This window comes from Dermacoccus nishinomiyaensis (assembly GCF_900447535.1).
GTDB lineage: Bacteria > Actinomycetota > Actinomycetes > Actinomycetales > Dermatophilaceae > Dermacoccus > Dermacoccus nishinomiyaensis.
The window spans coordinates 2,409,333-2,423,284 of sequence record NZ_UFXX01000001.1 but is presented as its reverse complement, the minus strand read 5'-3'; the positions used below and the strand labels follow the sequence as shown (position 1 = coordinate 2,423,284).

Here is a 13,952-nt window from a genome sequence, read left to right as displayed (position 1 = left end):
GAGCCATGAGCACTGCGCCCAAGACCGCCGCCTCCAAGGAACCGCAGGATGCGGGCCGCGCCGACGACTCGCCGCCCGAGACTACTCCCTCGTCTCCGTCGACGGCCGTCGCCCGGTTCAAGCCACGCGCGGCCTCTCGTCCACGCAACGTCGCGCGCTCGGCGGCCACGACGGAGAAGGCGAAGTCGACGAAGACCGCCTCTGCTGACGAGCCGGAGCTGCCCGCAGACCGTTTCCTCGACCGCGAGATGTCGTGGCTGCAGTTCAACGAGCGTGTCCTGCAGCTGTCGACCGACCCGAACGTGCCGCTGCTCGAGCGCGCCCGCTTCCTGTCGATCTTCTCGTCGAACCTCGACGAGTTCTTCATGGTGCGTGTGGCGGGCCTCAAGCGCCGCATCGCCGCCGGCCTCGCGGTGCGCTCGGCGTCCGGTCTCGAACCGCGCGAGCTGCTCGACGACCTGACGCGCGCCTCGCACGACCTCATGGATCTGCACGCCGGCATCTTCCAGCGCCAGGTCCGCCCGGCCCTGGAGGATGAGGGCATCCGCCTGCTCAAGCTCTCGCAGCTGACGGACGCGGACCGTGACTACCTGGGCACCTACTTCGAGGCGCAGGTCTACCCCGTCCTCACCCCGCTGGCCGTCGACCCGGCGCATCCTTTCCCGTACATCTCGGGCCTGTCGGTCAACCTCGCGGTGCTGCTCATCGACCCCAAGACGGGCCGCGAGCACTTCGCTCGCGTGAAGGTGCCGCCGTTGCTGCCACGCATGGTCAAGCTGCCGACGGGCGAAGGCGAGGACCCGCTGTACGACGCGCGCTTCGTCACCCTCGAGGACGTCATCGCCGAGCATCTCGACGTGCTGTTCCCCGGCATGGAGGTGCACGAGCAATTCACCTTCCGCGTCACGCGCAACGAGGATCTCGAGGTCGAGGAGGACGACGCCGAGAACCTGCTCACCGCCCTCGAGAAGGAGCTGACGCGACGCCGTTTCGGCGCGGCGGTGCGTCTCGAGGTCGCCGACGACATGGACGATCACGTCCTCGACCTGCTGACGCGTGAGCTGGGCGTCAGCGACGACGAGGTCTTCCGCCTGCCCGAGCCGCTCGACCTGCGCGGCCTCGGTGACATCGCCGATCTCGACCGCAGCGAGCTGCAGTGGCCACGGTTCATGCCGAAGACCCACCCGCTGCTCGCGCCGGTCGAGCGCTCCGAGGCCCCCGACGTCCTCGGCGCGATGCGTTCGAGCGACATCCTGCTGCACCACCCCTACGACTCGTTCTCGACGTCGGTGCAGGCGTTCGTCGAGCAGGCCGCAGCCGACCCAGACGTGCTCGCCATCAAGCAGACGCTGTACCGCACGAGCGGCAACTCGCCGATCATCTCGGCACTCATCGACGCAGCGCAGGCCGGCAAGCAGGTGCTCGCCGTCGTCGAGATCAAGGCGCGCTTCGACGAGGAGAACAACATCACGTGGGCGCGCAAGCTCGAGCGCGCGGGCGTGCACGTCGTCTACGGCATGGTCGGGCTCAAGACGCATGCGAAGCTGTGCCTCGTCGTGCGGCATGAGGGCGACGGCATCCGCCGCTACTGCCACGTCGGCACCGGCAACTACAACCCCAAGACGGCTCGTCTCTACGAGGACCTCGGGCTGCTCACGACTGACCCCGATGTGGGCGAGGACCTGGGCCGGCTGTTCAACCAGCTGTCGGGCATGGCGCCGCGCGCCAAGTTCAAGCGCCTTCTCGTGGCGCCGCGTTCGGTGCGTTCCGGCTTGATCGAGCAGATCGACCGGTGCATCGAGGCGGCCAGGGCCGGCAAGGCCTCGAGCGTGTCATTCAAGGTCAACTCTATCGTCGACGAGCAGATCATCGACGCCTGCTACCGCGCCTCGCAGGCCGGGGTGAAGGTCAACGTTCTCGTGCGCGGCATCTCCGCGCTGCGTCCGGGCGTACCCGGACTGAGCGAGAACATCGAGGTGCGCTCGATCCTCGGGCGCTTCCTCGAGCACAGCCGTGTGTTCGTCTTCGACGTCGAGGGCCAGGAGCCGATCGCCTACATCGGCAGCGCCGACATGATGCACCGCAACCTCGACCGCCGCGTCGAAGCGCTCGTGCGGCTTACGGACGAGCGCCAGGTCGCGACGGTCGTCGACCTCGTCGCCACCGGCATGAGCCCGCAGACCTCGTCGTGGCGTCTCGACGCCGAGGGCCGCTGGATCCGGGAGAACCTCACGCCCGACGGCGCGCCGAAGAACGACTACCAGGCCGATCTGATCGAGGCGTACTCGAAGCGTCGTCGCAAGGCCCGCCGGCGGTGACGCGCGGCAGGAACCCCGAGCTGGTGCCTGCTGCCGGGGCGCTCGTGTGGCGCCGCCGCCGCAGCCGCATCGAGGTGGCGCTCGTTCATCGTTCGCGCTATGACGACTGGTCGTGGCCGAAGGGCAAGCTCGACCCCGGTGAGACGTTCGCTCAGGCCGCTGCGCGTGAGGTGCTCGAGGAGACGGGGCTGCAGGTGCGTCTCGGCATCCCCCTGCCCGAGCTCGTCTACGGCCTCGACAACGGCGCGACGAAGCTCGTCCGGTACTGGGCCGCCCAGGTCGTCGGCGGCAGCGGAGTGCTCGAGCACGAGGTCGACGAGGTGCGCTGGCTCGACGTCGAGACGGCTCGACGAACGCTCACCTACGCACGCGACCGCATCCCCCTCGACGCCCTGCTCGAAGCCGAGCGTGACGGCCGCCTCGAGACGTGGCCGCTGCTGCTCGTGCGTCACGCCCACGCCCAGGCGCGCGCCGCGTATCGGGGTGACGACGACGCCCGCCGCCCGCTGAGCGAGCGCGGCCGCGCACGGGCCGCTGCGCTCGTCCCCGTCCTCGGGGCGTGGGCTCCTGAGCGCGTCGTGTCGTCGTCGTCGACGCGGTGCGTGCAGACGGTCAAGCCGTTCACGTCCGCGAGCGGGACGCGGTTGCAGACGAGGAGCGCGCTGTCGGAGGAGACCTTCGCCGCTCGTCCTGAGAAGGCCGCCCGCCAGTTGACGCGCGCCCTCGAGCGCGCCGATGCGACGGCGTTGTGCACTCACCGCCCCCTCATCCCCGATCTCGTGGCGGGGTTGTCCGCACTCGCGTCGACCGGGTCGGCGACGCGTCGCTGCCTCGACCACATCAAGGCGCACGGGATGGACAAGGGCGAGGTGCTCGTCTGCCAGGTCCTCGGTGGCGGCCAGGAGGCGCGGATCGTCTCGGTGGAGCGGTTGCGCACCCCACCCCGGGAACGCTGAGCACCGATTCCGACCGGCAATCTCCCACTGCCCAAGGCCTCTCACACCCCTCAGACTGCGTTCACTCAACGTTTACCTCGAAGGGGGATTCGCGACACGTGAACGACCTAGGTTCCAAGCGTCCAGGCACGTGCCCGGAAATACTTTGTGACGAGAGGTCTGTATCCCGTGAAGATCACGAGCATCGCCCGCATCTCCGGCGTCGCGCTGGCCGGCGCCCTTGCCCTGTCCGCCTGTGGCAGCGAGTCGTCCGACTCCGCCACCGACGGCGCCAAGTCCGCAGGCTCCAGCGCGACGGACGCCGCCAAGTCCGGCGGCGACTCGGGTTCGGCCGACTGCGGCAAGAAGGACCTGAAGGCCGAGGGTTCCTCCGCCCAGGACAACGCGATCCAGGACGCCATCGAGAAGTACGGCAAGACCTGCGACAACAACGTCACTTACAACGCGACCGGTTCCGGCAACGGCATCAAGCAGTTCATCGCCGGCCAGGTCAACTTCGCCGGCTCTGACTCCGCGCTCAAGACGAAGCCGAAGGACGGCAAGATCGAGACCGACGAGGCCAAGACGGCCTGCGGTTCCGAGGCCTGGAACATCCCGATGGTGACCGGCCCGATCGCCGTCTCGTACAACCTGAAGGACGTCAAGGACCCGATCACGCTGACGCCGGCCGTCCTCGCCGACATCTTCAACGGCAAGATCACGAAGTGGAACGACCCGGCGATCGCCGCGGTCAACAAGGGCGTCACCCTGCCGGCCAAGGACATCAAGGTCTTCTTCCGCTCGGACGAGTCGGGCACGACGGAGAACTTCACGAAGTACCTCGCCGCCTCCGCGAAGGACAAGTGGACGGCCGAGCCCGGCAAGAAGTGGACGGGCAAGGGCGAAGGCAAGGCCAAGACGGCCGGCGTGACCTCGTCCGTGAAGTCGACCGACGGTGGCATCACGTACGCCGAGTGGTCGGCCGCGAAGGACAACGAGCTGCAGGTCGCGAAGATCGACAACGGCGCGGGCGCCGTCGAGCTGACCGGCGCCTCGGCGTCCAAGGCCATCTCTGCCGCGAAGATCGACGGCACGGGCAACGACCTGCGCCTCAAGCTCGACTACGCGACGAAGGAAGCGGGCGCCTACCCGATCGTCCTCGTCACGTACGAGGTCGTCTGCTCGAAGTACAAGGACGCCGAGATCGGCAAGTCCGTGAAGTCGTTCCTCACCTACTTCGCCGGCGACGACATCCAGAAGAACCTCGAATCCCAGGGTTACGCGCCGCTGCCGGCCGACATCCAGGGCAAGGTCAAGACGGCCGTCAACGCCATCCAGTGACGCACAGCGCCTGACGGGGTGCTCGGGCGCTTCGGCGCCCGAGCACCCCGTCTGCGCGTCAGAGCGAGTCCATAGTCTCGCGTTCCACCCGTACCAGCTCGAGCAGAGGCAGGAAACCTCATGAGTTCAATCACCGGCGTCTCGGTGGCCGACGCACCCGGCCCCGACGACGGTCACACCCCCGGGGAGGGCCCCGGCGAACGCGCCCCCTCCGGTGACCGCGCAGCGACGGGCCGCAGGGGCGACATGATCTTCGGTGGCCTCGCGCGCGGCGCGGGCCTCCTCGTCGTCGTCCTCGTCGCGCTCGTCGGAGCCTTCCTCGTCATCCAGGCGGTTCCCGCCATCATGGACGACCACTCGAACTTCCTCACCTCCCAGGACTGGGACGTCGACTCGAGCCCGATGCACTTCGGCATCGCCCGCCTGCTGTGGGTGACGGTCACCTCCTCGGTGCTCGCCATGCTCATCGCCGTGCCGCTCGCCGTGTGCATCGCGCTGTTCCTCACGCAGTACGCGCCGAAGTGGCTGGCGAAGCCGGGCGCTGCGCTCATCGACCTGCTGGCGGCCGTGCCGTCCATCGTCTACGGCCTGTGGGGCGTGTTCACCGTCGGTCAGTACTTCGACCCGGTGGCCAAGGTCATCCAGGACGTGCTGGGCTGGTGCCCCCTGTTCGCCAAGACGGACACCTCCCCCGCGAGCACCATCGCCTTCGTCTCGATCATCCTCGCCATCATGATCCTGCCGATCATCACGGCCCTGACGCGTGAGGTCTTCGCGCAGACGCCGCAGGCCCACAAGGATGCGGCGACGGCGCTCGGCGCGACGAAGTGGGAGGTCATCCGCACCGCGGTGCTCCCCTTCGGCAAGCCCGGCATCATCAGCGCGTCCATGCTCGGCCTCGGGCGCGCGCTCGGTGAGACCGTCGCCGTCATGATGATCGTCTCCGCCCTCAACGGCAGCGAGGGTTGGAACTTCTCGATCTTCAAGGGCGGTGAGACCTTCGCCTCGAAGATCGCCAACAACGCCGGCGAGTTCGACAACCCCTCGAAGACGGGGGCCTTCATCGCGGCGGGCCTCGTCCTGTTCATCCTGACGTTCGTCGTCAACGCGATCGCCCGTGTCGTCATCGAGCGCAGGAAGGCGTTCACCGAATGAGCACCGCAGCCCACTCCCTCGAGAAGAACCCCGCTCCCGAGCCCCGGTCGAAGAACTCGCTCTCCGGCAAGGGCCAGTCCGGCGGCCGCGCGACGAAGAACACGATCGCCACCGTCGTCATGTGGGCCGCGTTCCTCGTCGCCCTCGTACCGCTGGTGTGGATCATCGCCACCGTCATCATGAAGGGCGGCGAGCTGCTCCTGCACGTCGACTGGTGGACGAAGAGCCAGCGCGGCGTCGGCCGCCGCGAGGTCGCCGGCGGCGCCGCCCACGCCATCCAGGGCACCCTCATCCAGGCCTTCGTCACGGCTCTCATCGCCGTGCCGATCGGCGTGATGACCGCCGTCTACCTCGTCGAGTACGGGCGCGGCCGTGCCGCGAAGATCGTCAGCTTCATGGTCGACATCCTCACCGGTGTCCCCTCCATCGTCGCCGCGTTGTTCGTCTACGCCGTCTGGGTGACGACGTTCGGCTTCGACCGCATCCCGTTCGCCGTGTGCCTGGCGCTCGTGCTGCTCATGGTTCCCGTCGTCGTGCGCTCCACGGAGGAGATGTTGAAGCTCGTGCCGAACGAGCTGCGCGAGGCCGCGTACGCCCTCGGCGTGCCGAAGTGGAAGACGATCCTCAAGATCGTTCTCCCGACGGCGTTCTCCGGCATCGTCACCGGTGTGCTGCTCGGCCTCGCCCGCGTCATGGGCGAGACGGCACCGCTCATCATCCTCGCGCCGTACTTCAAGTCGCTGTCGACGAACCTGTTCGGCGGCCTCATGGGCACGCTGCCGACGATGATCTACAACGGCAAGGACAACATGGCCGTCGACGCCTCCGCGCAGCGCGTGTGGGCGGCGGCGTGCACCCTCATCCTCCTCATCCTTCTTCTCAACCTGCTGGGCCGCTTCATCAGCCGCTTCAGCAAGGTCAAGAACTGACATCCGCTCGCGCGGATACGACTCGTAAAGGAACCCGAGTTCAATGAGCAAGCGGATCGACGTTCACAACCTCAACGTCTACTACGGCGACTTCCTCGCCGTGAACGATGTCTCCATGACGATCGAGCCCCGCTCGATCACGGCCTTCATCGGCCCGTCGGGCTGCGGCAAGTCCACGTTCCTGCGCACCCTCAACCGCATGCACGAGGTCATCCCCGGCGGCCGCGTCGAGGGTCAGGTGCTCCTCGACGACGAGGACCTGTACGCGCCGGGCGTCGACCCGGTGGCGGTGCGCCGCACCGTCGGCATGGTGTTCCAGCGCCCCAACCCGTTCCCGACGATGTCGATCGGTGACAACGTCGTCGCGGGTCTGCGCCTCAACGGCGTGAAGGACAAGAAGGTGCTCGCCGAGAAGACGGAGCAGTCGCTGCGTGGCGCGAACCTGTGGAACGAGGTCAAGGATCGCCTCGACAAGCCGGGTGCCGGCCTGTCGGGCGGTCAGCAGCAGCGTCTGTGCATCGCGCGTGCCATCGCGGTGTCGCCGGACGTGCTCCTCATGGACGAGCCGTGCTCGGCTCTCGACCCGATCTCGACGCTCGCCATCGAGGATCTGATGCTGGAGCTGAAGAAGGACTACACGATCGTCATCGTCACGCACAACATGCAGCAGGCGGCGCGTGTGGCTGACCGGACGGCGTTCTTCAACCTCGAGGCGACGGGCAAGCCCGGCATGCTCGTCGAGATGAACGACACGCAGAAGATGTTCAGCAACCCGGATCAGCGGGCGACCGAGGACTACATCTCCGGTCGCTTCGGCTGACAGCCGGGCGAAAGGGCCGTGAGGACCGGGGCGCAGCGAAGCGAGCACCGGCCCGGCGCGGCCCTCCGAGCCCGTCAGGTGAAAGCGAAAGGGTGCCGAGGACACGAACGAAGCGAGGTCCGCAGGCGCCCCCGAGCTCAGCCCGAGAAGCACTGCTGATCCATCGTGCGTTGTGCGCCCCCCACCGTCGTGACGGTGGGGGCGCCTGCGTTGCCGGGCAGCGTTCCTGCGGCGTCAACCTGACTTCACGCTGGGAGGCGCTGCAGGCGTCGCTGCACGTCGGGATGCAGAATGACTCACATCACATATGAGCGGGGGCTATGACCGTGTGCCGATCGAGTTTCCCTGGGGCGCAACCCTCTTCGGCATAGCGCGAGCCGGCGCTGAACATCGTGCCCGGGGTCGGGCAAATCGACTCAATGCTTCAGGGGCCGTTCATCCCGATTTCATGCACACTGTGCTTGTGCCGAAGGATGCAACTCGTATTGGAACGTGGTCGCGCAAGTCGCTGCTCAAGAACCGCAAGAAGCAGGCGATCGCGCGCGGCGCTCACCCGACCCCTGACGAGATCGTCTTCTCGGACACCCCGGGAATCGTCGACGACGGCAACTTCAGCTACGGCGTCTGCCACGTCTGCGACTGGAAGGGCGGTGGGCGTCGCGCCCGCGAGAAGGCCCGCCGCGACGCGGCGGAGCACTACCTCCTGGCGCACTGACCACCACGGCACGGTCGAATGCCAATACATCCCGGCGCTTCGCCGCTCGCGATGAGGTGCGGTAGCGGCGCAGGGGATGGCCGCGCCGCGAGAGATGTGAGACACGCTGGACCGGGAGCGCCTCTCGGCACTAGGCCGCTCGTAGCGGCTGAATTTGGGACCCGGGGCTGCCGCGGCCCAGCGTGCTCATCCACCTTAACGAACATCACCGGCCCTCGCATTCCCGGCGGCTGCGAGAAACGTCACGCAGTGCAGTGTCGTCCCGGAGCCGGCGACGCCTGGCGAGGCGTCACCACCGGTCGAGACCAGACAGCGCAACCCATGAACCGGTCGAGATGCACCGCTCGAGACGGGCCGCCCGGGTCGAATGACCTGAGTCGAGTCAGTCGGGTCGGATCAGTCGAGGTTGCCGATGCGCCAGGCGGAGGCGGCCTTCGTCAGGTCACGGGCTGTGTCGCCGAGCCGTGCGGCGCTGAGCGCCTCGCGCGCGGCCAGGGCATCGTCATGGCCGTCGTGACGCTCGGCGCGTTCGGCCCGGCCGGAGGCGACGACGCGACAGAAGGCTGCGGCGCGTTCGAGCGCGACGGCGAAGTCGCCGGTGTAGGCGCCCTCGAGGATGCGGTCGGCGAGCGCCTTGATCTCGGCAGGTCCGCTCGGGTCGGCCGATCCCGCGACGGCGTGGGAGACGTGAGCGTGCCGGATACCGGCGTTGTAGTCGCCCGCGGCGCCTACAGCGTCGCGGCGCACCCATTCGCGCAGCGTGTAGAGGCGCCACAGCACGCCGGGCAGGCTGACGGCGGGGCGCCCGGCCCACAGCTGCGCGAGCGTCGACAAGCCGATCTCGTCCGTCAGCGCGATGAGCCGGGCCGTCACCTCCGGGTCCGCGTTGGTGCGCCCGGCGCCGACGAGGATGGCGGCGCTCTCGTGCGCGATGGCGGTGACATCGGCGGGGTCGGGTGCTCCCTCGAACGCCTGGAACTCGCGGTCGGTGAAGAACAACGGCTTGTGGTGGGAACGCGTCACGGGTACGGCTGGCTCCTTCGGTGCCTCGACGAGGCGTCGAGTGCGTCATCGGGTCAACGACGCGCGGGCGGGCGGCATTCCGCCGGGCGCCGTCGAGACATCCGCCGGACGCCGTCGCCGCGAACTCCACAGGGTCGCACCGGGCGGCACGACCCTGCTACGGGTCAGCGGACGATGGCCACCCCGTCGGCCGGGATGACGACGCGCACTCCCCCGCCGTCGGCGGGGCGCTCGTCGACGATGTGCCATGCGGCGATGACACGGTCGGCGTCGATCGTCGTCGCCTCGCCCGAGAGGTTGACGACGACGCGGCAGTCGCCGCGGTGCACCGTCACGACGCTCGTCGGGCCCTGGCCGTCACCCTCGACCCGGCTCGTGCCGAGGGTCGGGTCGGACAGGTCGGGCACCTCGCGGCGCAGCCTGATGAGGGTGCGGTACCAGTCGAGCAGGAGCGACTGCTCGCCGTCGGGGTCGTCGATCTCGCTCCAGCGCAGCACCGAGTTGCGGAAGGTCGACTCCTCCTGGGGGTCGGGCACCGCGTCACCCCAGCCGTGGGCTGCGAACTCGGCCGCGCGCCCGCGTGAGGTGCCCTCGGCGATCTCGGGGTCGACGTGGTCGGTGAAGAACTGCCAGGGGGTCTGCGCACCGTACTCCTCACCCATGAAGAGCATCGGCGTGTACGGCGACGTCAGCAGCAGCGCTGCCGCGCAGGCCAGCCGGTCGACGCCGACGAGCTGCGACAGGCGCTCGCCCGTCGCGCGGTTGCCGACCTGATCGTGCGTCTGCAGAGACGCGACAAAGCGCCAACCCGGCGTCGCTTCGGGATCGACGGGGCGGCCGTGGCGGCGCTCGCGGAAGCTCGAGTACGTGCCGTCGTGGAAGAACGGCGTCGCGTACATCTTGGCGAGGGCCGCGGGGGCCGCGAAGTCCTCGTAGTAGCCCTGCGTCTCGCCGGTGAGCAGCACGTGCAGGGTGTGGTGGATGTCGTCGGCCCACTGCCCGCTCAGCCCGAGGCCGGCGCTGCCACCGTCGGCGACTGCGAGTCCGCGCTGACCCGAGCGCGGTTCGCGCGCACGCGGCGTGACGGTGGCCGGGTCGTTGCGGTCGGACTCGGCGACGACGACCACGTTGCGCCCCGTCTGCTCGGCGGCGAGTTCCAGTGCGGCCGTGAGCTCTTCGAGGATGTGGACGGCCGTGTCGTCGGCGAGCGCGTGGACGGCGTCAAGGCGGAACGCGTCGACGTGGAACTCGGTGAACCACATGAGCGCGTTCTCGATGATGAAGCGGCGCACCTCGTCACTCTGCGGGCCGTCGAGGTTGACGGCGGGGCCCCACGGCGTGTGGTGCAGCGCATTGAAGTAGGGGCCGAACTCGGGCAAGTAGTTGCCGCTCGGGCCGAGGTGATTGTAGACGACGTCGAGGCAGACGGCGAGGCCGCGCGCGTGGCACGCATCGACGAAGCGCTGGAAGGCGGCCGGGCCGCCGTAGGCGGCGCTCGTCGCGTACCAGTTGACACCGTCATAGCCCCAGTTTCGCTCTCCCGGAACGCCGTTCACCGGCAGGATCTCGACGTGTGTCACCCCGAGCGTCACGAGGTGATCGAGCCGTTCGATGGCCGAGTCGAACGTCCCGGATTCGGTGAACGTGCCGATGTGTAGCTCGTAGAAGACCGCGCCGCGCATCGCGTCGTCGTGCGAGGCCGCGTCCGCGTGGTGGCCGCGCCAACCGTCGTCCTGCCAGTCGTGGGCCGCGAGGTCGACGACCTCGCTGGGGCCGTGGATGCCCTCGGGCTGCAGCAGCGAACGCGGGTCGGGGCGCGGGTCGCCGCCGTCGATGCTGAAGGCGTACTCGCTGCCGACGCGCACCGGCTCGGGCGAATGCCACCAGCCGTTCTCGCCGGCCTTCATGGGCGCCTTCACGCCGTCCGCGACGAGGTGCACCATGCGCTCGGCGGCCGGCGCCCACACCGAGATCGTCTGGGTCGCGCCGTGAAAACCGGGCGAGGAGTAGGTGTTCATCGCTTCTCCTGAACGAGGACGTGGACGTGGCCGAACTCGTGGTCACCGAGATCGCCGAACGCGACCGGCGCGTCGGTGATGGTGAGGCGTTCGCCGGTGAAGGCGTGCCGCCACTCTCCGGCAGGCAGGCTGACGTGGGCATCGGCCAGCGCGCCCGTGCGCAGTGCCCGGGATGCAGCGCGCACCCCGATGACGGCGACGGCGAGCGGAGTCGCGTCCGCCTCGGCGGGCGTCGGTGCGTCAGTCTGCTCGCCGCCCTGGGCGCGCTTGACCAACTTGCTCACCTGACGCCCCGCGGCCTCGACGAGACGCCCGGCCTCGGCGATCTGACGGCGCACCACGGACGCTGCCGGCACCGTCCTCTCGAACGCGACGAGGAACTCGCTGTCGGATTCGAGCGGTTCGTAACCCGACCCCGGGTTCGCCGGCGCATGGACGTCCGCGGCGAGGCAACGCTGCACGAGGCGCGGACGCGAGCCCCCGACGTCGAGGAGCTGCTCGAGTTCGCCGTAGTCGACCGGGCGACGGTTGTCGGGGTCGACGAGGCTGAGCGTCGGACGTTCCGAGCCCTGGTAGGTGTCGGGGATGCCCGGAAGGAACAGCTCGAGCACCTTCTGAGTGTGCCCGGTCAGCGTGATCGCCTCGGCGTTCCGTCGACGCGCGTCGAGGAGGCTGCGGCGTAGATCCGCGGCGAGCGTCTCGGCGGCCGGCGCCGATGCAGCGCTCTCCCCCGTTCGAGGGGCGGCGGCGTCGTCAGCCTCGAGGACAGCGGTGGCGAAGGCGAGCACCTGCTTCTCGTACGCCTCGTCGCCGTCGGTCCAGGCCGTGTAGACCTTCGCCTCGCGCAGCGCCTTCGTCAGGTACTCGCTCAGGCGATCCGCGTCGATGCCGAGATCGCGCCGCCCGTGGACGGCGTCGGGTGCGGCGCCGTCAGCATCGGTGGTGTCGAACGGGCCGTAGGCGGTGGAGAATCCAGCGATGGTCTGCCACGCCAGCGCCGCCGCGGGCCGGTCGACGCCCATCGCGTCGGCGAGCGCGAACGCGGCGTCGCTGCACGCCGTCCACGCCTCGTCGTCACCGGCGATCGCGAGCAACGCCGCGCGAACGTCCTCGCTGCGCTTCGTGTCGTGCGTCGACAGCGTCGTCATCGTGCGCGGCCAGTATTCGGCGTTGTGCTGCGCCCAGGCGTTCAGACGGTGCGCGCCGGCGTCCACGAGGACGTCGACGTCGCCGCCGACCTCGTTGAGGGCGGTCAACGCGTGCCACCGGTAGAAGAGGGTGTCCTCGATCGACTTCGCCATGACCGGGCCCCACGTCTGCTGCAGACGCACCGCGAAGTCGGACGCGGCCGGCTCGATGTCGTCGAACTCGTCGGCCCCGGCGTGCGGACGCACGAGCGCGATGCGCTTGAGAGCATCGAGCTCGTCGGCCAGATCGGGGCGGGCCTCGCGCGCGGCCTCGAGCGCCTCGTCGAGGTGGTGCTTCGACTCCGGTGCCATGCGGGCGCCCGGGACGAGGTAGGCGCGGTAGACGGGCGCCGCGACGAGCAGCTCGACGATCGCGGCACGCAGTGCTTCGCGCTGCAGGTCGGGGCGCACCTCGGCGGCGCGACGCGTCAGCCGCTCGACCTCCGGCACGAGACCGTTCTCGACGACGAAGCGCTTCGCCTCGCGCGTCGCGACCTCGACGTCGCGGGCGTCGCCGTCACCGAGCGCACGCTGCCAGCATGCCTCGATCGTCGGGGCGGCGGCGTCATCGGCCAGCGCGGCGGTGATGGCGGCCATCGCGTCGTAACCCGTCGTGCCCGCGCAGGCCCAGTCGCTCGGTAGTTGCTCGCCCGGTTCGAGGATCTTCTCGACCCAGATCGGCGTGCCCCTGCGGCACTCCTGCGTCAGTCGCGCGAGGTATCCGGCCGGGTCGGCCAGTCCGTCCGGGTGGTCGATGCGGAAGCCGTCGATGTGGCCGGCGTGATGCAGTTCGAGCAGCAGCGCGTGCGTCGCGTCGAAGACGTCGTCGGTCTCGACGCGCACGGCGATGAGCTCGTTGACCTCGAAGAAGCGACGATAGTTGAGCACCGCGTCACGATCGCGCCAGAACGCGAGCCGGTAGTGCTGACGCTCGAGAAGCCGGGCGAGTTCGTCGCCCTGCGGCGCCTCGCCGATGCCGTCGAGGGAACCGTCGGCGACGGGGAAGACGTGTTCGTAGTAGCGGATCACGGGTTCGTCACCGCTGCGGTCGAGCGTGATCGAGCCGTCCGCGATCTCCTCGTCGAGCGGCTTGCCGAGAATCGGGACGCCGAGCGCGCCGTCGAGCGCGTCCCAGTCGACGTCGAACCAATGCGCCGTCGAGGCGTCCTTCCCCCCTGCCAGCAGCGCCCACAGCGGCGCGTTGCTCGACTCGGGCGCGACGAACGCCATGTGGTTCGGCACGACGTCGACGACGACACCGAGCCCCAGCTCGTGCGCGGCGTCGGCGAACCGCTCGAACGCTTCGCGTCCGCCCAGCTCCGGGTTGACACGGGTGTGGTCGAGCACGTCATAGCCGTGGACCGAACCGGGGACGGCGGTGAGGATCGGCGAGCAGTAGGCGTGCGAGATGCCGAGCTTCTTCAGGTACGGCAACTGCGCGCGGGCAGCGTCGAACGGGAAGTCGGCGTGCAGCTGGAAGCGATAGGTGGACGTCACGGGCGCGCTCATGC

At 69.2% G+C, this 13,952-nt stretch carries 10 protein-coding genes; 7 read left to right on the top strand and 3 right to left on the bottom strand.

What is annotated here, in order from left to right; genetic code table 11:
• Positions 1-5: 5 nt before the first annotated feature.
• From DYE07_RS11310 to DYE07_RS11280, 7 genes are all read left to right on the top strand, one after another.
• Positions 6-2,318, top strand: a complete 2,313-nt coding sequence (locus DYE07_RS11310; protein ID WP_115297003.1) for an RNA degradosome polyphosphate kinase — start codon at positions 6-8, stop codon at positions 2,316-2,318.
• Positions 2,319-2,341: 23 nt separating this feature from the next.
• Complete coding sequence (locus DYE07_RS11305) at positions 2,342-3,274, top strand: NUDIX hydrolase (protein ID WP_337905403.1); 933 nt, start codon at positions 2,342-2,344, stop codon at positions 3,272-3,274.
• A 168-nt stretch (positions 3,275-3,442) separates the two neighbouring features.
• Positions 3,443-4,594 carry a phosphate ABC transporter substrate-binding protein PstS gene (gene pstS, locus DYE07_RS11300; protein WP_074041001.1) on the top strand — a complete coding sequence of 384 codons (1,152 nt, stop codon included), beginning with the start codon at positions 3,443-3,445 and terminating at the stop codon, positions 4,592-4,594.
• 120 nt (positions 4,595-4,714) lie between these two features.
• Complete coding sequence (gene pstC / locus DYE07_RS11295) at positions 4,715-5,749, top strand: phosphate ABC transporter permease subunit PstC (RefSeq protein ID WP_038569351.1); 1,035 nt, start codon at positions 4,715-4,717, stop codon at positions 5,747-5,749.
• A complete protein-coding gene (pstA, locus tag DYE07_RS11290; RefSeq protein WP_006946437.1) occupies positions 5,746-6,678 on the top strand; it encodes a phosphate ABC transporter permease PstA in 933 nt (310 codons plus the stop codon). Before pstC ends, pstA begins: the two co-directional genes overlap by 4 nt.
• 43 nt (positions 6,679-6,721) lie before the next feature.
• Positions 6,722-7,498 (top strand): phosphate ABC transporter ATP-binding protein PstB, encoded by a 777-nt coding sequence (gene pstB / locus DYE07_RS11285; protein ID WP_006946474.1) that lies wholly within the window; start codon positions 6,722-6,724, stop codon positions 7,496-7,498.
• 448 nt (positions 7,499-7,946) lie between these two features.
• Positions 7,947-8,213, top strand: coding sequence for a hypothetical protein (locus tag DYE07_RS11280; protein ID WP_062258103.1), 267 nt, complete (start codon positions 7,947-7,949; stop codon positions 8,211-8,213).
• 396 nt (positions 8,214-8,609) lie between these two features.
• On the opposite strand, the gene DYE07_RS11275 is transcribed toward DYE07_RS11280, so the two are convergent.
• From DYE07_RS11275 to treY, 3 genes are all read right to left on the bottom strand, one after another.
• On the bottom strand, positions 8,610-9,236 hold the full coding sequence (locus DYE07_RS11275) for a hypothetical protein (protein WP_006946442.1): 627 nt from the start codon (positions 9,234-9,236) through the stop codon (positions 8,610-8,612).
• Between the two features lie 164 nt (positions 9,237-9,400).
• Positions 9,401-11,254 (bottom strand): malto-oligosyltrehalose trehalohydrolase, encoded by a 1,854-nt coding sequence (gene treZ, locus DYE07_RS11270; RefSeq protein WP_006946412.1) that lies wholly within the window; start codon positions 11,252-11,254, stop codon positions 9,401-9,403.
• Positions 11,251-13,950, bottom strand: coding sequence for a malto-oligosyltrehalose synthase (gene treY, locus DYE07_RS11265; protein WP_115297001.1), 2,700 nt, complete (start codon positions 13,948-13,950; stop codon positions 11,251-11,253). The genes treZ and treY overlap by 4 nt, the downstream gene beginning before the upstream one ends.
• Between the last annotated feature and the right edge of the window lie 2 nt (positions 13,951-13,952).